This window comes from Proteus penneri (assembly GCF_003144535.1).
Taxonomy (GTDB): Bacteria; Pseudomonadota; Gammaproteobacteria; order Enterobacterales; family Enterobacteriaceae; genus Proteus; species Proteus penneri.
On sequence record NZ_PHFJ01000006.1, the window covers coordinates 159,216 to 182,245 of the forward strand.

Here is a 23,030-nt window from a genome sequence, read left to right on the forward strand (position 1 = left end):
ATAAAAATCAATTATCCTACTGTCTATTCATTTTAGTCCAGAGACAAAAATAGCCGGCAAAACCGGCTATTTTTTTACTCTGATTTACAGCAGAATAAGAAATTATAAAATTTCTAATAATTCTACTTCAAATACTAATGTTGCGAATGGAGGAATAGCCGCCCCAGCTCCACGTTCGCCATAAGCTAATTGGTAAGGAATATATAATTCCCATTTTGAACCAACTGGCATTAATGTTAATGCTTCAATCCAGCCAGCGATAACACCATTTACTGGGAATTCAGCTGGTTGCCCACGTTGAACTGAGCTATCAAACACAGTACCATCAATTAAACGCCCCGTGTAATGAACACGAACATGATCAGTACGCGCAGGGATTGCACCTTCACCGACTGTCAGCACTTTGTACTGTAAGCCCGATTCTGTAACTTGAACACCTTCATTTTTCACATTTTCTTCTAAGAAAACTTTACCAGCATCAGCCAGCTCTGCTTGGCGTTCTTGACGTACAGCTTCCGCACGCTCGTGCATAGTACGTAAGGCATTGTGTAATGTTTCAACAGGTACAGAAGGTGCATTACCTTCTAATGCATCGGTCAAGCCAGCTAACAGTGCTGCGGGCTCTAATCCTTGAAGACCTGATTCAGTCAGTTGTTGACCGACTTGCAGACCAATACCGTAACTTGCCTGTGATTCGATAGAATCAAATGATGGTTTTGACATGAAAAATACCTGTTTTTTATGAAAGTTAGATCCAAGAATAACAGTGGTAAGGTACAGCGTAAACCTTCAGCCTTAAGTAATGGGGATTATTCGTTAAAAACCTAAATAATTGACTCTATTTATCCTGTCTTTAGTACTTTTTTAGTGTGATTTGTCATACTTATTTTCACAACATCGCAACACAGGCATATACTTATACGTAGGCATAAAACTGCCTAGCTCTGTTAATCCAGAGCTAAATATCAATATACAGAGATGTTCAGAGAGGTATTAAGTGAAAATAACTGCAAATCCCTATTTCCGCGAACAAGGCTATATTGATGGTCTGTGGTGTAATGCTAAAAACAACGAAACTGTTGATGTTATCGATCCTGCCACGGGTACTTTACTGGGTACCGTACCCAATATGGCAACACAAGAAGCAATAATGGCTGTTGATGCCGCACAAAAAGCCTTACCAAAATGGCGTGCACTGACAGCACATCAGCGCGGAGCATTGTTGCAAAATTGGTTTAAATTAATTATTGAAAACAAAAGAAAACTTGCTGAATTAATGACATTCGAGCAAGGCAAACCCGTTGCTGAAGCTGAAGGTGAAATTACTTATGCGGCTTCTTTTATTGAGTGGTTTGCTGAACAAGGTAAAAGAACCAACGGTGAAATCATTCCTTCACCTTCTGCGGATAAACGTTTGATGGTGATCAAACAAGGTATCGGCGTTTGTGCCGCCATCACGCCTTGGAATTTTCCGGCGGCGATGATCACCCGTAAAGCCGCGCCTGCATTAGCTGCGGGTTGTACAATGGTGATTAAACCTGCCAATGAAACACCTTATACTGCACTAGCTTTAGCTGAATTAGCGGCTCAAGCGGGTATCCCCGCCGGTGTTATTAATATTGTCACAGGTGATGCGATTAAAATTGGCGAAGTCTTTACCTCTGATAACCGTGTTCGCAAATTAAGTTTTACAGGCTCTACGGGGGTTGGACGTTTATTAATGCGCCAGTGCTCGGATAGCGTAAAAAAAGTCTCTTTAGAGTTAGGTGGTAATGCACCCTTTATCGTGTTTAACGATGCTGATATTGATAAAGCGGTTGAAGGTGCTATGGGGGCAAAATTCCGTAATGCAGGACAAACTTGTGTTTGCGCTAACCGTTTTTATATTCATAAAGATGTTTATCAAAAATTTAGCGAGCGCTTTGTTGATGCGGTTAAAAAACTTAAAGTGGGAAATGGTTTTGAAGAAGGTGTCTCTATTGGACCTCTGATTAACCGCAAAGCCGTTGAGAAATCACAATCATTACTTGCTGACACACTAAAACGCGGTGCAACACTGCTTTGTGGTGGAGAAAGTGATAACGCAGGTGAAAACTTTTTCCAGCCTACTGTTGTTGGTAATGTACCTACTGATAGCCATATTCTTGAAGAAGAAATATTTGGCCCTGTCGCACCTTTAGTGATTTTTGAACATGAAGATGAAGTGGTACATTTAGCCAATAACACCATTTATGGCTTAGCTGCTTATTTTTATAGTGAAAATCCACAGCGTATTTGGCGCGTTGCTGAAAATTTAGAATATGGCATGGTGGGGATTAACACGGGGTTAATTTCTAATGAAGTTGCACCATTTGGTGGTATCAAACAATCAGGTTTAGGTCGTGAAGGCTCTGAGCACGGGATTGAAGACTATATGGAAATGAAGTACCTCTGCCAAGGGTTATAATCTTTAACGCTATTTATAAAAGTAAGTCAGCATGGATGCTACTGCTTTTTCCTTTTTTATCATTATTTTTAAAGAAAAATACCCTCGATAATAACCAAGGGTATAAGATGTCAGCCCAATATTCTTATCAATAAGTTATCAGTGATAAAGCATTTCGTGAACAATATCATCTGCTTTCATTGAATAAGGGTAATATGTTGGCCAGTTACTTAGCTCTTTAAGTAATTCATCTTGCGATGTATTGCCCATATATAAATGGAAGTGCCCCGCTTTCTCTGGTGCAATAATGTGGTCGCTAAATTGAATAAATTTGGGCGCTTGGCTTTTGGCATCATCACAGCGAAAAAGATAACGTACTCCTTTTTTACCAGACTCATAATGTAGAATACGATAACCATCATAGTGATATTCACAGCTATCTACGTTCTCACCACGATGGAACTCAATAATATTGTTTTCAATACCAATCATATCCACATCCGTTTTATAGCCTTGTGTATAGTAAGCGCGGTACTCCTCAACCGTTTTATCCTTTTTGGTTTCTGCTTTTTTCTGTAAAACCTCATCTAATTCGCCACTGAGAAGATAAGGCTCTACAGATTGCCATACACCTTCCCAATCACTGAGTTGGCGATCAAGCACATCCTTATCCTCAAAAATACCATTAGCAGCATCTCGTTGTGATTGTGTTTGTACTTTTTCATGATGATGCCCATGAGCCAAAACAGACATCGCACTACTCAATAGTCCCATAATCAAAACACAAGAAAGTATCGGTCTTTGCATGATGTTACCCCTGAACTGCTTTAAAACGTGGATTTGACTTACAAATCACATAAAGACGACCACGGCGACGCACAACCTTACAATCTGGATGACGTTGTTTAGCACTTTTTAATGAGCTTAATACCTGCATTATCTCTTCCTTACTTAATAAATTGACCAAAACGTTTATTAAAACGTGCCACATTACCTTCTTGAGAATGTGTCTTTTGTTTACCGGTATAAAATGGGTGTGATTGAGAGGAAACATCTAATGTCACATAAGGGTATATTTGCCCTTCATACTCTATTGTTTTTTCCGTTTGGATGGTTGAACCCACTTTAAAATAAGCATCTGCACTAGTGTCATGAAAAATCACTGTTCGATATTGAGGGTGAATACCTAGTTTCATAATAAACCCCATTTGTTTGTTATGTTATACTGTAACAAATTAGAATTGTGCTAATGTAGCGCTTTTTTATTTTATTGACCAGTTTTTTTTGATTTGTTTTTCTATTTCAAGAAAGAAAGTATGCTTTTGAGAGGGATTTTTTAAGTGATATAAATGGATTTTTTGGCTTTTTTTATCCAGTTTTCCTATTTTCCGCTAAAGTTATACTAAGATGGAAAAACAAATAGGATTTATTATGACTCATTGGCGCGATAAGCTTTTCAGTAAGTCACTTCTGTCTATTGATCGTCATATAGACTTTCCTAATGTTTTTCCTACTTCTACCCCTTCGCTTTTTTCACTATTAACTCCTTATGAAATAGGCGATGTGCCTTTACCTGATGAATTAAATCTATTGTCAGAAAGTCACTTAAAAGAAAAATCAAATAATGAATCTATTCCTTTCAGTTGGTCAGCAGGTGCTCGCGAAGGCATTATTCTGCATCAACGGATAGGTCGCGCGATCGAACAGCAACCTTCACAACAATCATGTGAGGAATTTGTCCTCTCACTCTATAACGCAATCAAACATGTTGTGCTTTTACCCGATAAAGATCATATCACTTCTTTTTATGCAATAGCCTGTCAGGATAAACTCGCCCCGATAACTTATCTATCCCAATTGATCGACCAAATAGAACAAGATGAAGTACTGGTTAAAAATGAGATCTATTTTCAGTTGATCTTATGGATCTTAAAACTGAGCCCTGATAAAAATCCCGTTAAAATCGCTTTAGGATTGTTAAGATCATTTCATGATAATACTTCTCAACATTTGCTTTTATTGTTTGCTCTTCATCCTGAATTTACACTTTATGCTATCCGCTCACTAAAACAGCGTCTTTCTTGCGAAGAGTTTGAGCCTTTTTTATATTCCCTTGGTCAGCGAACCAAAGGCTGGGGACGTATTCAATTTATTGAATATCTGCCAACAGCACTTTCGGTAAATAACCGTTATTGGTTACTCACTGAAGGCTATAAAAATAATGTAATGACAGAATATGTCGCCTATGACTGTGTAACGAAAGGCAAACTATTAGAGATGCTTCATACGCATCCTTTGGATAACACACTGCTACTAGGTTGTAGTGATTTATTGCGTGCATTAATTAATGGTGGCCCAGCAAAAGATATTTATGATTACATTGAGGGTGTCCACGTTTGCAAAGCGTTTATTTCACAAGTCGATGCACTGCCACCGAAAGAGCTAAAATTGCTTCATTGTGTTTGTGAAATCGCTGATTTTGTACAGAATAGTGGTGAAGATTGGTTATTACTCGAAACATTAGGATGGGATGACCACGTCCAACAGCAAATTATGTCTGTTTCACAAAATATTATTCAAAAACCAGAGTGGTCAACACTCATTATTGAAGCATTACAACATCCCTCCCGCTCAAAAAATTACCAAGCAAGTTTGGTAGCAAAATCTCTTCGTCTTGATATTTGGGAATTGCTTTTTTCACTGCAAAAAGATAATCCCAATGCTGATTGGTGGCATCAGTTAATGCAAACAGATGCTTCTCATAAAATAGAAAGAGTAGTCAAACTTGCAGAACAACAAATTGCATTAACAGCATTAGATAGCACAGATGATCCATTAATAACTATCTACTCTGAATATCAGTCTCATCATGCCGTTGAATATATTATGCAAGATCTTGGTGGTTTTCCCGGTATCGGCTGGTCACTCATCAAACGGCAGTTACATAGCCCAATATTGCGTGATAGAAATATGGCACTGAATGTTCTTTCAACATGGTCTGACACATTATTACCTCATGATCTTTATGGTGAATTAACACAAGCCTTAACCATAGAAACCGATAAAAATGCTTATCAACGTATGAAGCTATTTTTAGTTAACCATCAAGGAAATGAAGAATATTAATGGTTAGAGCGAATAGATAATTCTGAAAAGAATTCAGGGAGCAGGTTAGGATCATGGTTCGTGCTAGTATGGCTACAAGGAATAAAAAAGATGTTACAGCAATTCATAATACTGATTCACAGATCAATAATGAGGTGAATATGGGCAAATTCCCTGGCTTACATCGTCGAGCAATACTCGTTATTGCTATTGCTTTATTGGTCGTGTTTTTTTGGCCAACAAGTGAGAATAATGGTGAGCCGCCTCAACCGTCATCATCGACGCATGATCTTCCTGTACCAATAGCGCCTACCAATGATCCGGTGTATCAAGCACCGATCCCTCAAGCACAAGATAGCTTAAATGCCGATCCAGAGGTTTCTCCATCAATAGATAACCCAACGGAAAATGATCCCGAGGGAACGGTTGCTCAAACGACGCCACCACAAGACACTCAATCAACACCAGCGCAAAAAACATGGCAAACCTACACTATCAAAGAAGGACAAACCTTAGCGCAACTTTTTAGAGACAATCAACTTCCTGTCAATGATGCATTTTCTATGGCGAAATCAGAAGACCAACAAAAATCATTAAGCCAATTGCGCTCAGGGCAAACTATTCGTTTACAGCGCAATCCGCAAGGTGATGTTAGCATGCTAGAAGTGACAAATAGCGCCGGTACTGTTATCACTTACACTCGTTTAAGTGATGGAAGTTATTACCGTACACCATAGTAGAAGAGCATTTATTCTCCCCAAAAAAAACGCCAGCTAAGCTGGCGTTTTTCTTTATCAACATTAACTGTTTAATCAGAGATTATTCAGCAACGATGATAACATTCAGTTCAGCGAATACGTCACTGTGAACTTGGAAGTGAACTTCGTGGTCACCAGTAGTACGCAGAACGCCATTTGGCAGGCGAACTTCGCTCTTACACATTTCAACGCCAGCTGCAGTTACTGCATCAGCGATGTCACGAGTACCGATTGAACCAAACAGTTTACCTTCGTCACCCGCTTTAGAGCTGATAGTGACAGAACCCAGTGCATTGATCTTCGCTGCACGAGCTTCAGCTGCTGCTAAAGTTTCAGCTAATTTAGCTTCTAACTCAGCACGACGCGCTTCGAAAAACTCGATGTTTTTCTTAGTCGCAGAAACAGCTTTACCCTGTGGGATTAAATAGTTACGAGCATAGCCCGATTTTACGTTAACCTGATCACCCAGGCTACCTAGATTCGCTACTTTATCAAGCAGAATAATTTGCATTACCTTATCCTCTACAAGTCATTAATGGACTATATACCTATTACTGATGACGATCAGTATAAGGTAATAAAGACAGGTAGCGTGCGCGCTTGATAGCACGAGCCAGCTGACGCTGGTATTTTGCACGAGTACCGGTGATACGACTTGGTACAATTTTACCACTTTCAGTGATATAGTTTTTCAGCGTAGCGATATCTTTATAATCGATCTCTTGTACGCCTTCTGCTGTGAAACGGCAGAACTTACGACGACGGAAATAACGTGCCATATGGCTAGTCTCCAGAATCTATCAATTCAATCTGCTCGGCATGAAGCACCAATTTAAATAATCCATTTCGCGCCTGATGGCTACTAATGAATCCTGAAACGGTGATTTGGCTGCCGACCGTTATACTGTGAGTAACTGCTTGTAACGCTTTCCCGCTAGCAATAATGGGCATTCGGCACCATGATTGTCTTTTTAATCCCGCCTCTTCTTGTATTGAACGATGTTCAATAACAAATTGACAGTGCGGGATCCCAGCGGGGCTAACTTTTCGTATTAATGCTTTGCACACTGTGCCAGTTAGCACCAAATGATTATTAGCCGTCACAGCACTAATTACTCTTCAGAATCCTCTGCTACATCATCAACTTCTTCTTCACCATCTAGGTCATCAGCGATATCACGACGGCGTTCGTCTTTTGCTTTAACCATTGGAGAAGCTTCAGTTACTGCGTGTTTAGTACGCATAATCATGTTGCGGAGAACGGCATCGTTGAAACGGAAAGTAGTTTCCAGTTCATCAATCACTTCCTGCGGAGCTTCAACGTTCATCAGAACGTAGTGTGCTTTGTGCAGTTTGTTGATTGGATAAGCTAATTGACGACGACCCCAGTCTTCTAGACGGTGGATCTGACCATTTGCATTAGTGATAGCGGTTTTATAACGCTCGATCATGCCCGGAACTTGTTCGCTCTGGTCAGGATGAACCATAAAAACGATTTCGTAATGACGCATTTGATATTGCTCCTTACGGATTTATCAGCCTCCTGTCAGGGTCAGTCACCACCCATGGAGGCAAGGAACTTGTTTAGTTGTGACTGAAAAAATTGACGCGTAACTATACCCCCGCGGTCAATAAAACTCAAGGGAGTATAGAGAATAAAATAAACTAAACGATTATTTCACAATAATACGCTGGCGCATCGCTTCAAATAAACAAACACCAGTTGCGACAGAAACGTTGAGCGAAGACACCGTACCCGCCATTGGAATACTGATCAGTTCATCACAATGCTCACGTGTTAAACGACGCATACCTTCACCTTCAGCACCCATCACTAATGCCATTGGGCCAGTAAGTTTGCTTTGATATAAAGTATGATCTGCTTCGCCTGCTGTGCCGACAATCCAAACATTCTCTTCTTGCAGGAAACGTAATGTACGAGCAAGGTTAGTCACTTTAATTAAAGGAACGCTTTCTGCTGCACCACAAGCCACTTTTTTCGCTGTTGCATTTAATTGTGCAGAACGATCTTTAGGTACGATAACAGCGTGTACACCCGCAGCATCTGCGCTACGCAAACAAGCCCCTAAATTATGGGGATCAGTAACACCGTCTAGCACTAATAAGAAAGGTGTACCGACTTTAGCTAATAAGTCAGGTAAATCTTGTTCTTGATACTGACGACCTGGTTTCACTTTTGCAATAATACCTTGGTGAACAGCACCCTCTGTTTGGCTATCTAACCACTGACGATTAGCCACTTGAACTAAAATCCCCTGGGCTTCTAATTCATGAATAACGGGAGTTAAACGGCGGTCTTCACGCCCTTTTAATACATAAACTTCTTTAAAACGTGCAGGATCACGCTCAAGCAATGCTTTTACTGCGTGAATACCATAAATAATTTCTTCGCTCATAGCGGTACTTACTCATTAAAAAATAAAAGGCACAAAACAGATAAAAGGCGGAGTCTCCGCCTTTTAAAAAAGAACTAGAAGAACAAATCTTATGCTTTATCGCGTTTGGCAGCGCGCTTAGCTTTAAGCTTTGCTTCTATCTTTTTGGTTTGTGATGATGCTTTCTTGCGTTTACTGCTTGCTTTATCTTTAGCAACTTGGTCTTTTACAGCGCTGTCTTTGTTTGCATTACTTTTAGCTGATTTTCCTTTTTTAAAGGCGCTATCTGGCTCAAAGTTTTTATCTTTACTTGCATCACGACGTCGAGACTTACTAGAACTTGCGTTTCTCTTGTCTTTTTCACCCTTTAACCCGCGAACGCGTGCTGTTTTACCCGGGTTACGCGCGGTACGTGTTGTTGAAATTAAGGAGAAATCGATAGTACGTTCATCCATACTGACTGCTTCAACTTTAACTTCAACTTCATCACCAAGGCGATAGACTTGTCCTGAGGACTCACCAATTAAACGCTGCCCCACATTATCATATTGATAGTAATCATTATTTAATGTAGAAACATGTACCAAACCATCAATAAACAGATCATTTAAACGAACAAAGAAACCAAAGCCCGTTACGCTGGTGATTATACCGGTAAATTGTTGACCAATTTGATCCAGCATAAAGTCACATTTCAGCCAATCAGCCACATCTCTTGTTGCTTCATCAGCACGGCGTTCAGTTAAAGAACAGTGCTCGCCTAATTGCAACATGGTGTCCATATCACTATGGTAGCCACCTGTTGGGGTCCAACGCTGTGAGCCATGGCCTTCTTGTTTGGCAATTTGATATTTAATTGCACGGTGCAAAGCTAGGTCAGGATAACGACGAATTGGTGAGGTAAAGTGCGCATAAGATTTTAATGCTAAACCAAAGTGCCCACGGTTTTCAGGATCGTAAATCGCCTGCTTCATTGAGCGCAAAATCATGGTTTGTAGCATTTCACGATCAGGTCTGTCTTCAACCTCTTTCATGACTCGCGCATAATCTGCTGGCTCTGGCGTTAAGCCCCCTGGCAACGTTAAACCTAATTCATTAAAGACTGAACGTAAATTCAGTACGCTTTCTTCTTTCGGTTTATCATGAATACGATAAAGTGCAGGTTCTTCATTTTTCTCAACAAAGCGAGCTGCAGCGATATTCGCTAAGATCATGCACTCTTCAATTAATTTGTGTGCATCGTTACGAACAACAGGCTCGATACGTTCAATACGACGCTCTGCATTGAAGATAAATTTCGCTTCTTCAGATTCAAACCCTATCGCACCACGTTGCTCACGCGCTTTATCAAGCGCTTGGTATAACTCATATAGATGTTCAATATCTTTAACGATAGGCTTATAGTGCGCACGTAGTTCTTCATCACCTTGAATAATTTTCCACACTTTGGTGTAGGTCATTCGAGCATGAGAACTCATCACTGCTTCATAAAATCTATAAGAAGAAAGGCGCCCTTGCTCAGAAACCGTCATCTCGCAGACCATACACAAACGGTCAACTTGTGGGTTTAATGAACATAATCCATTAGACAGAACTTCTGGCAACATCGGTACGACTTGAGAAGGGAAATAAACAGAGTTTCCTCGACTACGCGCTTCTGCATCTAATGCCGTCTGTGGACGCACATAGTAGCTAACATCAGCAATTGCAACCCATAAACGCCAGCCGCCACCCTTTTTACGTTGACAATAAACAGCGTCATCGAAATCTCGTGCATCTTCACCATCAATTGTGATTAAAGGCAAACCACGTAAATCAACACGGCCTTCTTTGGCAGATTCAGGCACTTCCTCTTTTAAATCAGCGACTTCTTTTGTGACTTTTGCAGGCCAAGTGTAAGGAATTTCATGGGTACGTAATGCGATCTCGACGGCAATACCCGTTCCCATCGTCTCACCTAAAATTTCGACAATACGACCTATGGCTTGAGTTCGTCGCGTTGGTCTTGTAGTGACTTCAACCACCACCACATTACCCATACGTGCACCCATGATATCTTCTTTAGGAATAAGAATATCAAAGCTTAAACGGCTATCATCAGGTACAACAAATCCCATACCTGACTCAATAAAATAGCGACCTACAATTTGATTATTTCGTGGTTCAATCACTCGAACAACACGACCTTCACGGCGCCCTTTTCTATCCATACCTAAAGGTTGAGCAAGGATAACATCGCCATGCATGGTTTTTTTCATTTCATCTTGTGAAAGGTAAAGATCATCTTTTTGACCTTCTGCACGTAAAAAACCATAACCATCACGGTGACCAATTACCTTTCCTTTCCATAAATCAAGGCGTTCAGGTAACGCGTAGCACTGGCGACGGGTAAAAACTAATTGACCATCACGCTCCATCGCTCTTAAACGACGACGTAATGCTTCTAAGTCTTCTTCACCTGAAATTTTTAACGCCTGTGCTAAATCTTCACGGCTCATGGGTGCCGTGCGTTTTTTCATTTCTTCTAAAATATATTCGCGACTAGCAATTGGAGAGGCGTATTTTTCTGCTTCTCTATCCTGAAAAGGATCTTTTGACATTATGACCTCCAAGCTATCAGATTTGATGAAATAGTAGACTCAAACATCTTCTAATAACAATTTATATAAGGAGCTATTATTTTCAACTAGCTCAGCGAGTGTGTGACGGTCTAACTCTTTCAAAAACTGCTCAATTGCCTGATTCAAGACCAGTTTTAGTCGACACGCAGGGGTAATGTGGCAAAACTCAGCACTACAGTTTACTAATGAAAGTGGCTCTAAAGCACGAACAACCTCACCCACAATGATGTCTGTTGCAGGCTTACCTAAACGGATCCCACCATTTTTACCACGAATAGCCTCAACAAAACCTAAGTGGCTAAGTTGATTAATAATTTTCACCATATGGTTACGCGAGACACCATAGACTTGTGTCACTTCCGTGATACTCGTCATTTTGCCTTCTGGCAATGAAGCCATATATATCAATGCCCGCAATCCATAATCTGTAAAACTGGTTAATTGCACAATGACCTCTGAAAAGTGGTTTTCCCTATTAAAGTCGTTAAGGGATAAGTAATTAGTAATGAGAATATCATTTTATTAAGCAATATTATGTTTAATTTTTGGACATTTAGCAAAGATATGCTCAAAAGTGAGTTATTTCCATCTCTCACTTGACTACTAACAAAATAATAGCGACATCATAGGCAAAGAAAAAGCGATACTGTCGATTTTCAACAGATCGCTTTTCTATTTCTGGCATTACAACAATAACATTGTCTTATTGTTTTTACGCATTACGGATAAAACAGAAGCAAAACCGAGTGTAAAGCTGTCTTATCTTATATGTGTAACGCGTATTTTTATCTCAATTTAACCAACAAACAGATACGAAAAAATCGCCCCTGTCATTTTCAGGGACGATTTTCACATCAAACGAATTTAATGCAGATTATGCATCAAATGGATGACGGAGAATGATGGTTTCTGAACGGTCTGGACCAGTAGAAACGATATCAACAGGAACACCTGTTAACTCTTCTACACGTTTGATGTAGTTCAGCGCCGCTTGTGGCAGTTGAGCGTGATCTTTCACACCAAAAGTACTTTCATTCCAACCTGGCATTGATTCATAGATAGGCTCGATACCTTCCCATTCATCAGCAGCTAAAGGTGTTGTATCAATGACTTCACCGTTTGGTAAGCGATAACCCACACACAGTTTCACTTCTTTCAAACCATCTAACACATCCAGTTTCGTCATGCAAAAACCAGACAGTGAGTTGATTTGAACAGCGCGACGAATAGCGACGATATCTAACCAACCAGTACGACGGCTACGACCCGTGGTTGCACCAAACTCTTGGCCTTTCTCACGTAAGAAGTCACCCACTTCATCAAACAATTCAGTTGGGAATGGACCTGCACCTACACGAGTAGAGTAAGCTTTGATGATCCCTAATACGTAACCAACATAACGAGGGCCTAAACCTGAACCTGTTGCTACACCACCTGCGGTTGTGTTTGAAGAGGTTACATACGGATAAGTACCGTGGTCGATGTCTAATAAAGTACCTTGTGCACCTTCAAACATCACTAACTCACCGTTTTGTGTTGCTTTGTACAGTAAGTCAGAAACATCAACAACCATACCTGTCAGAATATCAGCGATTGCCATGATATCGTCTAAGGTTTTTTGGTAATCAACAGGTTCAACTTTGTAGTAGTTAACCAGTTGGAAGTTATGGTATTCGATGATTTCTTTGAGTTTTTGTGCAAACGCTTTTTTATCAAACAGATCGCCAACACGTAAACCGCGACGAGCAACTTTATCTTCGTAAGCTGGACCGATACCACGGCCTGTTGTACCGATAGCTTTCTCGCCACGCGCTTTCTCACGCGCATTATCTAATGCGATATGATAAGGAAGGATTAATGGGCAAGCTTCAGACAGAAGTAAACGAGAGCGAACAGGAATGCCACGATCTTCAAGTTGGGTCATTTCCTTCATCAGCGCTTCCGGTGATAACACGACACCGTTTGCTATGATGCTAACAACATTTTCACGGAGAATGCCTGATGGGATCAAATGAAGAACGGTTTTTTCACCGTCGATGACTAGAGTGTGGCCTGCGTTATGGCCACCTTGGTAGCGAACAACATACTTAGCGCGTTCTGTCAGCAAATCGACTATCTTGCCTTTGCCTTCGTCACCCCACTGGGTGCCCAATACGACAACGTTATTACTCATTTCAAAATACACTCGGTTGCTTAAAAAAGGATTCTACCATCTCAAATCAAGAGTTACAGTAGATTTTATCTAATTATGTCATCCCCGCTTTTAAGCAATAGATTATCTTGCCATTGTCAATATTTTTGCCCGAAAAATCCGCACCACAAACATATTGTGACTTTCATCAACAGTTTTGATCGCAAAAATAGGAAGCAGAGTGACATAAAAGTGAAAATGGCGAAGAAGACGCTTCGGAATTGCCGAAGGTTTATCTTGAAATGCAATTTTCACTTTATACTATCCCAGCTAAAACCATTTTGGAAACCATTAAGCATAAATTTTCATCTTTTTATGCACAATTATTTATTTCTTAGCTTGATTATTAGCATTAACTTATTAATATCCAAAAAAAATCCCCCACTTTTTAAAGATGGAGGATTTTATAATTTACTCAAACGGTTTAATACGTTTGGAAATTACTCTTCAATCGCTCGCGCTTTTGTTGGTGCTTTCATATAGCGTAAGAAATCGCTATCTGGGCTTAATACCATGACGTCATTGCCATCTTGGTTAAAGCTTTTCTCATAAGCACGTAAGCTACGAATAAAGGCATAGAAGTCTGGATCTTGGCTGAATGCATCAGCAAACAGTTTAGTTGCTTGGGCATCACCTTCACCGCGAAGACGTAAAGATTCACGCTCAGACTCAGCAAGTGTCTCTGTTACGGTTTTATCCGCAGCAGCACGAATTTTCACAGCTTGCTCTTGACCTTGTGAACGGTGACGACGAGCAACAGCTTCACGTTCTGCACGCATACGCTGATAAATCGCCTCAGAAACTTCCATAGGTAAGTTGATTTGCTTGATACGAACGTCAATCACTTCAATACCTAATGCCGCCATACTGTTCATATTGATAGCGGGAGCTTGACCTTTAGTTTCTTCAGCTACCTTCTTCGCTGCAATAGCAATAGCATCATCAGCAGCACTTGTATCACGAGAAGGTGTACCTTCATTCAGTGCATTACGAACATCAATGGTTAAACGACCACGAGAATCTGTAATAATTTGGTTTACGCTCATACGACCAATTTCTGAACGTAAACGGTCACTAAATTTGCGACGCAGCAAAGTTTCAGCTTGCGTTGTATTACCACCACCTGTTGCCAGATAGTAAGTACTGAAGTCACTGATACGCCATTTCAGATAAGAGTCAACTAATAAGTCTTTATTCTCACCGGATAAGAAGCGGTCTTGCTGGATATTCATAGTTTGAATACGCGCATCCAGTTTTTTCACATTCTCAATAAATGGAATTTTAAAATGAAGACCTGGCTCATAAACAACCGGTTTATTTTCAGCATCACGTACCACTTTCGCAAAGCGTAAAATAATGCCACGCTCATACTGTTGAACGACAAATACAGAAGAGTACAACAACGCTAAAATAATAACTGCAACAACAGCGATAACTTTACGCATGATTATTGTCCTCCTTGATTATTGCCGTAAGGCTGACCATAACCGCCATTATTACTACTACCATATCCACCATTACCATAAGTCGTTGTTGCTGGTTTTTGTGTCGGTGTTGGATTTACAGTTGGAGCGGGTGTGTTGATACGAGCCGGCGCCTCAGGGGTTTTTGATACACCCGTATGAGATGGCTGACGTAGCATTTGCTCTAAAGGTAGCACTAACATGCTGTTGCCTTTATCATTAGCGATGACTTTACGTGTTTTGGATAGCACTTTTTCCATCGTTTCAATGTAAAGACGCTCGCGAGTAATTTCAGGAGCAGCACGATATTCAGGTAAGATTTTAGCAAAACTTGCTACCTCACCTTCTGCTTTCATCACCACACTGGTTTTATAAGCCGTCGCTTCTTCAATCATACGTTGTGCGTTACCTTTTGCTAACGGTAACACTTCGTTTTTATAAGCTTCAGCTTGACGAATTGTTTTTTGTTCTTCTTCACGAGCCGCAATTACGTCATCAAATGCTGCTTTTACCGCTTCTGGTGGGCGCGCAACTTGGAAGTTGACGTCCACAATCGAGATACCCATGTTATAAGGGCGGATAGTCTCTTCTAATTCTTGACGTGTTTGGTCACGAATTTCTGAACGGTTTGAAGTCAGAATTTTTTCCATTTCTGAACGACCAATAACACCACGTACAGCACTGTCAGTTGCCTGACCTAAGCTGTTAATTGGTGTTGTCAGGTTAAACAGGAATGTTTCTGGATCAGAGACAACATACTGCACGTTTATCTCAACTTGAACCATGTTTTCATCTGACGTTAACATCATGCCACCCGTAGTTAAATCACGGATAGTTTTTACGTTAACAGGCTGAACTTCATCAATAAAAGTCGGTTTCCAGTTCAGACCGGGTTCAACGATTTGGTAAAATTTACCAAAACGAGTCACTACGCCTTGCTCTGCCTCTTTGATGGTATAAAAACCACTTGCAGCCCAAACTACGACAACCGCACCTAATGCAAGAGAAATCAAAAGATTTCCAGCATTACCACGAGGCCCGCCATTTTGCCCAGAAGAGGAGTTCCCACCTTTTTTACCACCGAAACCACCAAGTTTTTCACTCAGTTTACGGAACATATCATCGAGATCTGATGCTCCACGATTCCGACCTCCTTGATTGCCGTTGGAGTTACCGTTACCATCGCCATTATTATTGCCGCTGTTTCGGTTACCCCACGGGTCGCGGTCTTGTCCGTTGTTACCGGGCTGATTCCACGCCATGTTCTAGCTCCATTATTATGATTAGATTTATCAGGCTTAAGAGCCGATTTCGTCGCCAGCTCTCAGTTAATGTTCATTTTTATGGCCGAATATCAGACCACGTAATCCAATAAATTGGGTTCCTGCTTGCAAAGGCGGCGCCAGTCTATCATAGGCATACGTATGATTAGTCCAACTTTACCGTCTTTTTCAATCCATTCACGTTCTATTGACTGTAATTGATAAAAGCGGCTACGCAAGCGCCCTGTATCTTCTGGCGGTAAACGTAATTCAAAGTGTGCGATCTCACCTGAAAGACGTTCTGTCAACGCCTGATACAACAGAGGAATACCTTCGCCTGTTTGTGCCGAAACCCAAACCCTAACGGGTAAGTTTTCTTCATTTCGATCAATTCTTGGAGTGAAGTCTTCAAGAAGATCAATTTTGTTCATAACATGCAGTGTTGGTATCTCTTGAGCATCAATCTCTTCTAATACACTTTCAACGGCATGAATATTTTCCTCAAAACGACTATCTGCTGCATCAATAACATGAAGAAGTAAGGTTGCTTCTCGTGTTTCTTGTAAAGTGGCTTTAAAAGCAGCAACAAGATCATGAGGTAAGTGTCGAATAAATCCAACAGTATCGGCTAATACAACCGTTCCCACATCCTCAACTTGAATACGTCTTAATGTAGGATCTAATGTTGCAAACAACTGATCTGCTGCATATACATCAGAGCAGGTGATATGATTAAATAAACTCGATTTCCCCGCATTCGTGTAACCAACAAGGGATAATGTTGGAATATCAGCTTTACTCCGCGCTTGTCGTCCTTGTTCACGCTGACGCTCAACTCTACCCAATCGCATTAGAATTTGACTAATTTTACCTCGGAGTAAGCGGCGGTCTGTTTCTAGCTGAGTTTCGCCTGGTCCTCGTAACCCAATCCCCCCTTTTTGTCTTTCAAGGTGAGTCCACCCTCTGACTAAACGGGTTGACAAGTGACGTAACTGGGCGAGTTCTACCTGTAGTTTTCCTTCATGGGTTCTTGCTCTTTGAGCAAAAATATCAAGGATAACTCCCGTGCGATCAACCACTCGGCATTCACAAAGTCTTTCCAGATTTCGCTCTTGTGCAGGTGTCAGTGCATGATTAAATAAAACAACATCTGCACCACTTGCTTTTACAGCCTCGGCAATTTCTTCTGCCTTACCTTCACCCACATAATATTTGGGATGAGGTGCTTTACGATTTCCTGTAATAATCTGAACTGGCTTAACACCCGCAGATGTCACCAAAGATTCAAATTCTTGCAAATCATCAACGTTCTTTTCTTGAGAAAAGAAGACGTGCACTAAAACGGCTAATTCGCCACCTTCATAACGATCAAACAAAGGCGAAACCTCTTGGACTTTATAAAAACAGGAAAAAACATAGGTAAAGTCTCCCTACCTATGTTTTTCTTATATCAAGAATAATATTGGATTATTATTCTGCAACATCATCCTGCTGAGCAGCACCACTATTGTAGCCTGTACCAGTTTGGTTCGTGCCTGTATTGCTATGATGAGAAACAGGACGCGAAGGTACCACGGTAGAGATAGCATGTTTATATACCATCTGACTGACTGTGTTTTTCAGCAAAATAACAAATTGGTCAAAAGATTCGATCTGACCCTGCAATTTAATGCCGTTTACCAAATAGATAGAAACGGGAACCCTTTCACGACGTAATGCGTTCAAGAAAGGATCTTGCAAAGATTGCCCCTTAGCCATTCTATGTTTTCCTTATTTTGTTGTTTTATATTAGAACCCAATTGGTTCGAAAAATGAACTACTCAAAAATTGCGCTTTGGCAACTATCAATTTTACACAAACCTACCATCTATGCACTAACTACCTGCAAAACAGTGTCAAGAGATTGTTTTGGATCTTCACTGTCAAGCCAGTGAATGTTATTCCAACCCCTTAACCAGGTGATTTGTCGCTTCGCTAATTGCCGGGTCGCGCAGATCCCTCGATAAACCATCTCATCATAATCTATTTCGCCTGATAAATATGACCACATCTGGCGATAACCGACACAACGTACAGAAGGTAGATCTTCATGCAAATCGCCCCGTTCATACAATGATTTTACTTCATCTTCAAATCCACACGTTAACATCTGTTTAAAACGAGCTTCAATGCGTTGGTGAAGAACATTTCTGTCTTTCGGAGCAATCGCAAATTGATAAACATCATAGGGCAAAGACTCGCCTGATATTTTTGTCAATTCCGTCATTGTCTTACCTGAAATCAGGTAAACTTCTAACGCACGAGAAAGCCGTTGAGGATCATTAGGATGGATCCGTTGCGCTGCAACAGGATCAACTAACGCTAACTCTTTATGTATTGCCTCCCACCCTTGCTCTGCTGCTTTTTTTTCTATTTCAGCACGAACATCCGAATTGGCACTAGGTAAAGGCGATAGACCTTCAAGTAACGCTTTAAAATATAGCATAGTCCCACCCACTAATAGTGGAATTCGTCCAACTGCAGTAATTTCTTCCATTGCATTTAATGCATCTCGTCGAAAATCTGCAGCAGAATAGGGAAATGCGGGGTCTAGAATATCAATTAATCGATGTGGAGCAAGCGATTGCTCATTCGCATCTGGCTTTGCTGTACCAATATCCATACCACGATAGATAAGAGCTGAATCCACGCTAATAATATCTACAGGCAGTTTCTGTCTCAGTGCAATTGCTAATGCTGTTTTACCTGACGCTGTAGGTCCCATTAGAAAAATTGCTTTAGGTTTTATTTGCGTGTTCACTTCGCTCATTATTTAATGCCACTACCACCGGTTGTAAATCAATTAATTGTAATAAGTTTTTGGCTGGCTGTCTGACATATTGAGGACAGAGTCTTTCAATATCAGCCAATAGTCCTACTGCTTGAGCTTGCGACCATTGCGTCTGCTCTGCCCCTAATTGTTTTGCAAACCACTGTCCAAGTTGTTGCTCGGTACAAGATTGCTCTGCTGACAAATAAGCGAATAATGCTGTCAGTAACACGGGTAAATTTTGCTGACGCAAAGGTAACGACACTGCATGTATTGTTGCTTTACCGTGAGAAATTTCGATAACGATCCCGAAATGACTGATTAGCGACTGAAACTGATTGAATACACTAATCTCCTCTTTACTCAACGCCAACTTTAAAGGCACTAGCAAAGGTTGTGGCTTCAATGTTTCATCTTTAGGCAGTAATTGCGCACATTTTAACAGAAAATCCGCTTCTTCCAATGATAATAGCCCAAGACCTTGTGAAGATTCTATTAACGCATATTTGTGCTGATAAATTGCCAATACTCGCCCAAAAGTATAATCAGTTTGTCCATCTTTCGCATTGACGGAACGAGGCATCACCGAAATAGTATCTTCTTCGATATTATTAGTTGTATGAACGATTTCACCTAAATTCAATGGGGCACGCTCAGGAAATAGGGGTATTTTTTCTTTATCTTTTGATGTTGATACACTTTCTTGCATCATTTTTTGATAAAGCGCACCTTGTGTCCGCTGATAACTTTCACCAAACTGATGGCGACCTCCAAATTGAGAGGCTTGCTTTTGATGTGAGTTACTGTTGTGCTCTCGTTCACTGTATTGGTGTGATGATGATCGATTTGACGGAGTTTGAGCTATTGGTGCTTGATAAGGCTGAGAAAATACGTTTTCACCTGCAACTTGACGATTTTCAGGGAAGTTTAACGCTGTTTCGTGTTCTTCTTCATCATCTGAAGCTAATGATAAAGGTTCTTGGGTTGCTTGTCGTAAAACACTCAACACACCTTGATAGATAAAATCATGAACCAAGCGAGATTCATGAAAGCGAACTTCATGTTTAGCGGGATGGACATTAACATCGACTTGGTGAGGATCAACACTTAAATACAAAATGTAAGAAGGTTGCTGTTCTCCTTGCAAATAACCTTCGTAAGCTTGGCGAATAGCATGATTAATTAATCTATCACGCATCATTCGTCCATTCACATAGCAATACTGAATTTCACTACTTTGCACTGGTGATAAAGGATGTTCTACCCAACCTTTTATTGCTAAATCACCATGTTCCCACGATAACTGCATTGATTGATTGACAAAATTATTACCACAAATCGCACTCAAACGGCGATTTTGCTGACTTTCATCTTTTACTGCACGGTATTGCCGAACACGTTTGCCGTTATGAGTAAGATTGATAGTGACATCAAAACGCGATAACGCAATTCTACGAATCACTTCATCAATATGTGCAAATTCTGTTTTTTCAGTCCGTAAAAATTTACGTCTTGCTGGCGTGTTATAAAACAGATCAAGAACTTCAACCGTACTTCCCACAGGATGAGCGGCAGGTTTAATGGTGACTGCCATATCTCTGCCTTCTGCGTAAGCTTGCCATGCTTCTTCTTGATCTTGAGTACGCGATGTCAGGATCAAACGGGAAACAGAACTAATGCTCGCTAATGCTTCTCCACGAAACCCCATACTCATTATGGCTTCAAGATCGTCAAGAGTTGATATTTTGCTAGTTGCATGGCGAGCAAGTGCTAACTTCAAATCATCACGATTGATACCGCATCCATTATCACGAATACGAATTAGCTTAGCGCCACCTTTATCGATATCAATATCAATCGAGGTCGCGCCTGCGTCTAAACTATTTTCCAGCAGCTCTTTAACAACAGAGGCTGGTCTTTCAACAACTTCCCCTGCGGCAATTTGGTTTGCAAGCTGAGGAGGTAATAAATTTATCGCCATTACCTTTATTCCATTCTACTCAATCAATTAGGCGCGTTTTGTAAAGGGTGAGCCAGAAAATAATTTCTTAAACCTGCGTGAATAGATGCCGCGAGTTTTTCTTGATAAGCATTAGAAATCAGTAACTGCTCTTCTGACGCGTGGCTGATAAAACCTGTTTCAACTAAAATTGAAGGGATATCTGGTGAGCGTAAAACCCCTAAGCTGGCATGTTCTGGTGTTTTCTTATGTAATGAACCCACTTTTCTTAGCTCAGACAATACAGCAACGGCGACGTCATAACCCACTCGCTGTGAATTACCAAACTGCAAATCGAGCACCGTTTGACTTAAATAAGGATCAGCACCTTCTGATAAAGCATCACCAGCACCGCCTAACAATTCTGATTGTTTTTCACTTTGTTCAAGCCACTTACCTAATTCGCTGTTTGCTCGACGATTAGAAAGCACCCACACAGAAGCGCCTCTTGCACTACGATTTGGTGCTGAGTCAGCATGAATAGACACTAACATATTCGCACTTTGTTTACGGGCAACTTCAGAGCGCCCCGCAACTGAGATAAAATAATCACCACTGCGTGTTAGAACAGGTTTAAACATAGGATCATTACGTAATCGAGCTTCCAACTTTCTTGCTACACTTAATGTCACGTCTTTTTCACGATTACCTTTCTGACCAATCGCCCCCGGATCTTGCCCACCATGTCCTGCATCTATCGCAATAATAATTTGGCGAGAGCCCGCTTGTGGTTTTGATGGAGTGGTGCGAGGTTTCACAATAGGAGCAACTGGAGCAACCTCTGCTTTAGGTGTCATGGTTAAAGGCGCCATTTCTCTATTTGTATTTGAGGCTGATGCCGTCATTGTTGTCGGTGATAACGCAACAACAGTGACTGTTGATTGTGCATTGCTATTTTGTCGACTATTCATAGCCTTGATAGTAAGCACTAACTTATATCCACCACCTACATTCACTAAACTCTCCGTCACCACAACGGGCTGAGCAAGTTCTACAACCATACTTTGGTATTGGCTATCTTTTGATTGCGTTGAGCGGATTTTATGAGCTAACTGCCCATTACCTAGTATTGCCGGTAATCCCGTGATTTTTGTGCTCTGTTTAAAATCCATCACCAAACGGTCAGGACTTTTTAATGAATAATATCGATAACTCGGCTTCCCATCACTAAACGTAAATGTGAGGATTGTTGCTGAAATGCTGTTTTCTGCTTTCACTTCTGTCACAGTAGCGGCTTGTGCTGTTTGCACAAAAAATAAAGACAAAACAACCAACAGAAAGGCAACAACATAGCGCTGACTTTGACTCACAATAGTAATGAGACTCGACATAATCAATATTCCTTTATGCAGACTGAATACGGGATAAAACAGTATTCCCTCTTTGTGAAAGGGCAACAAAACGCGCTTTTCGACCTTCATCTTCATAACTTAGATGAAGTTCTAAATCCGCGTTAGGTAAAAAGCCTTCGCCTTGCGATGGCCATTCAATAAGGCATAACGCGTCTTGCTCAAAATAGTCACGTATCCCCATAAACTCCAACTCTTCAGCAGAAGCTAAACGATAAAGATCAAAATGATAAGCCGGATTTGGCGACAGCATATAAGGCTCAACTAATGTATACGTTGGGCTTTTTACATGTCCTTGATGACCCAGCGCTTGTAAAAAGCCGCGGCTAAAGGTTGTTTTTCCAGCACCAAGATCGCCATATAAATAAATGATCAATCCGTGATGCTCCGTTGCCATTGCAACAGTACGCCCGAGTTCAACTGTTGCCGCTTCATCTTCTAATGTAACAACCCATTCTTTCATATTTATATAATCTATTGTTAAGTTATAACAGCTTAATAAAGTGAGATCGTTGGAGAATATCAAATACTAAGCTTTATATGTTTTCTTAAGGCAAATAGTTATCGAAATCACTATCAAATAACCATACCATAAATCTATTTATTGCGAGGATTTTTCCTACTGCCTCACTATGATACACTGCGCGCTCTT

24 protein-coding genes are annotated in these 23,030 nt (G+C 40.7%); 3 read left to right on the plus strand and 21 right to left on the minus strand.

The window, feature by feature from the left end:
* Nucleotides 1-102: 102 nt before the first annotated feature.
* On the minus strand, nucleotides 103-723 hold the full coding sequence (locus CUB63_RS09730; protein WP_109847957.1) for a BamJ family beta-barrel-assembly machinery protein: 621 nt from the start codon (nucleotides 721-723) through the stop codon (nucleotides 103-105).
* Nucleotides 724-997: 274 nt separating this feature from the next.
* Between CUB63_RS09730 and CUB63_RS09735 the strand changes: the two genes are divergently transcribed.
* Nucleotides 998-2,446, plus strand: a complete 1,449-nt coding sequence (locus CUB63_RS09735) for an NAD-dependent succinate-semialdehyde dehydrogenase (protein ID WP_109847958.1) — start codon at nucleotides 998-1,000, stop codon at nucleotides 2,444-2,446.
* A 138-nt stretch (nucleotides 2,447-2,584) separates the two neighbouring features.
* Here CUB63_RS09735 and zinT read toward each other — a convergent pair whose 3' ends face one another.
* Genes zinT through CUB63_RS09750 form a run of 3 tightly spaced genes read right to left on the minus strand, consistent with a single transcriptional unit; the run spans nucleotide 2,585 to nucleotide 3,621 of the window.
* Entirely contained in the window at nucleotides 2,585-3,232 is a 648-nt protein-coding gene (gene zinT / locus CUB63_RS09740; RefSeq protein ID WP_072064573.1) for a metal-binding protein ZinT, read from the minus strand.
* 4 nt (nucleotides 3,233-3,236) lie between these two features.
* On the minus strand, nucleotides 3,237-3,362 hold the full coding sequence (ykgO, locus tag CUB63_RS09745; RefSeq protein WP_006535739.1) for a type B 50S ribosomal protein L36: 126 nt from the start codon (nucleotides 3,360-3,362) through the stop codon (nucleotides 3,237-3,239).
* A 10-nt stretch (nucleotides 3,363-3,372) separates the two neighbouring features.
* Nucleotides 3,373-3,621, minus strand: a complete 249-nt coding sequence (locus CUB63_RS09750) for a type B 50S ribosomal protein L31 (RefSeq protein ID WP_072064574.1) — start codon at nucleotides 3,619-3,621, stop codon at nucleotides 3,373-3,375.
* A 235-nt stretch (nucleotides 3,622-3,856) separates the two neighbouring features.
* Here CUB63_RS09750 and CUB63_RS09755 point away from each other — a divergent pair, with 235 nt between their 5' ends.
* Nucleotides 3,857-5,551, plus strand: a complete 1,695-nt coding sequence (locus CUB63_RS09755; RefSeq protein ID WP_109847959.1) for a hypothetical protein — start codon at nucleotides 3,857-3,859, stop codon at nucleotides 5,549-5,551.
* 53 nt (nucleotides 5,552-5,604) lie between these two features.
* Entirely contained in the window at nucleotides 5,605-6,267 is a 663-nt protein-coding gene (locus CUB63_RS09760; RefSeq protein WP_006535743.1) for a LysM-like peptidoglycan-binding domain-containing protein, read from the plus strand.
* A gap of 82 nt (nucleotides 6,268-6,349) precedes the next feature.
* Here CUB63_RS09760 and rplI read toward each other — a convergent pair whose 3' ends face one another.
* The 17 genes from rplI to tsaE all read right to left on the minus strand — a co-directional run bounded on the left by rplI (nucleotide 6,350) and on the right by tsaE (nucleotide 22,841).
* Nucleotides 6,350-6,799, minus strand: a complete 450-nt coding sequence (gene rplI, locus CUB63_RS09765) for a 50S ribosomal protein L9 (RefSeq protein WP_023583606.1) — start codon at nucleotides 6,797-6,799, stop codon at nucleotides 6,350-6,352.
* A gap of 40 nt (nucleotides 6,800-6,839) precedes the next feature.
* Nucleotides 6,840-7,067, minus strand: coding sequence for a 30S ribosomal protein S18 (gene rpsR / locus CUB63_RS09770; RefSeq protein WP_000135199.1), 228 nt, complete (start codon nucleotides 7,065-7,067; stop codon nucleotides 6,840-6,842).
* A 4-nt stretch (nucleotides 7,068-7,071) separates the two neighbouring features.
* Nucleotides 7,072-7,392, minus strand: a complete 321-nt coding sequence (gene priB / locus CUB63_RS09775) for a primosomal replication protein N (protein WP_006535746.1) — start codon at nucleotides 7,390-7,392, stop codon at nucleotides 7,072-7,074.
* Between the two features lie 8 nt (nucleotides 7,393-7,400).
* Nucleotides 7,401-7,799: a 30S ribosomal protein S6 gene (gene rpsF, locus CUB63_RS09780; protein WP_006535747.1), complete on the minus strand. Its 399-nt coding sequence runs from the start codon at nucleotides 7,797-7,799 to the stop codon at nucleotides 7,401-7,403.
* Nucleotides 7,800-7,961: 162 nt separating this feature from the next.
* Nucleotides 7,962-8,705: a 23S rRNA (guanosine(2251)-2'-O)-methyltransferase RlmB gene (gene rlmB, locus CUB63_RS09785; protein ID WP_006535748.1), complete on the minus strand. Its 744-nt coding sequence runs from the start codon at nucleotides 8,703-8,705 to the stop codon at nucleotides 7,962-7,964.
* An 89-nt stretch (nucleotides 8,706-8,794) separates the two neighbouring features.
* Entirely contained in the window at nucleotides 8,795-11,284 is a 2,490-nt protein-coding gene (rnr, locus tag CUB63_RS09790) for a ribonuclease R (RefSeq protein ID WP_109847960.1), read from the minus strand.
* A 39-nt stretch (nucleotides 11,285-11,323) separates the two neighbouring features.
* On the minus strand, nucleotides 11,324-11,752 hold the full coding sequence (gene nsrR, locus CUB63_RS09795) for a nitric oxide-sensing transcriptional repressor NsrR (protein WP_036914714.1): 429 nt from the start codon (nucleotides 11,750-11,752) through the stop codon (nucleotides 11,324-11,326).
* 427 nt (nucleotides 11,753-12,179) lie between these two features.
* Nucleotides 12,180-13,478, minus strand: coding sequence for an adenylosuccinate synthase (locus tag CUB63_RS09800; RefSeq protein WP_006535751.1), 1,299 nt, complete (start codon nucleotides 13,476-13,478; stop codon nucleotides 12,180-12,182).
* Between the two features lie 102 nt (nucleotides 13,479-13,580).
* Nucleotides 13,581-13,751, minus strand: a complete 171-nt coding sequence (locus CUB63_RS17575) for a hypothetical protein (RefSeq protein ID WP_164525857.1) — start codon at nucleotides 13,749-13,751, stop codon at nucleotides 13,581-13,583.
* A 185-nt stretch (nucleotides 13,752-13,936) separates the two neighbouring features.
* Nucleotides 13,937-14,941 (minus strand): protease modulator HflC, encoded by a 1,005-nt coding sequence (gene hflC, locus CUB63_RS09805; protein ID WP_006535753.1) that lies wholly within the window; start codon nucleotides 14,939-14,941, stop codon nucleotides 13,937-13,939.
* Nucleotides 14,942-14,943: 2 nt separating this feature from the next.
* Nucleotides 14,944-16,221: an FtsH protease activity modulator HflK gene (gene hflK / locus CUB63_RS09810; RefSeq protein ID WP_072064579.1), complete on the minus strand. Its 1,278-nt coding sequence runs from the start codon at nucleotides 16,219-16,221 to the stop codon at nucleotides 14,944-14,946.
* 92 nt (nucleotides 16,222-16,313) lie between these two features.
* Nucleotides 16,314-17,597 (minus strand): ribosome rescue GTPase HflX, encoded by a 1,284-nt coding sequence (gene hflX / locus CUB63_RS09815; protein ID WP_072064580.1) that lies wholly within the window; start codon nucleotides 17,595-17,597, stop codon nucleotides 16,314-16,316.
* 94 nt (nucleotides 17,598-17,691) lie between these two features.
* Nucleotides 17,692-17,979 carry an RNA chaperone Hfq gene (hfq, locus tag CUB63_RS09820; RefSeq protein ID WP_006535760.1) on the minus strand — a complete coding sequence of 96 codons (288 nt, stop codon included), beginning with the start codon at nucleotides 17,977-17,979 and terminating at the stop codon, nucleotides 17,692-17,694.
* Nucleotides 17,980-18,088: 109 nt separating this feature from the next.
* Nucleotides 18,089-19,030: a tRNA (adenosine(37)-N6)-dimethylallyltransferase MiaA gene (gene miaA, locus CUB63_RS09825; protein ID WP_072064581.1), complete on the minus strand. Its 942-nt coding sequence runs from the start codon at nucleotides 19,028-19,030 to the stop codon at nucleotides 18,089-18,091.
* Complete coding sequence (mutL, locus tag CUB63_RS09830; RefSeq protein ID WP_006535763.1) at nucleotides 18,999-21,011, minus strand: DNA mismatch repair endonuclease MutL; 2,013 nt, start codon at nucleotides 21,009-21,011, stop codon at nucleotides 18,999-19,001. Before mutL ends, miaA begins: the two co-directional genes overlap by 32 nt.
* Nucleotides 21,012-21,034: 23 nt before the next feature.
* The gene (locus tag CUB63_RS09835) at nucleotides 21,035-22,360 is read right to left on the minus strand and encodes an N-acetylmuramoyl-L-alanine amidase (protein ID WP_072064582.1); all 1,326 of its coding nucleotides are present in this window, start codon (nucleotides 22,358-22,360) and stop codon (nucleotides 21,035-21,037) included.
* Nucleotides 22,361-22,373: 13 nt separating this feature from the next.
* On the minus strand, nucleotides 22,374-22,841 hold the full coding sequence (gene tsaE / locus CUB63_RS09840; RefSeq protein ID WP_109847961.1) for a tRNA (adenosine(37)-N6)-threonylcarbamoyltransferase complex ATPase subunit type 1 TsaE: 468 nt from the start codon (nucleotides 22,839-22,841) through the stop codon (nucleotides 22,374-22,376).
* Between the last annotated feature and the right edge of the window lie 189 nt (nucleotides 22,842-23,030).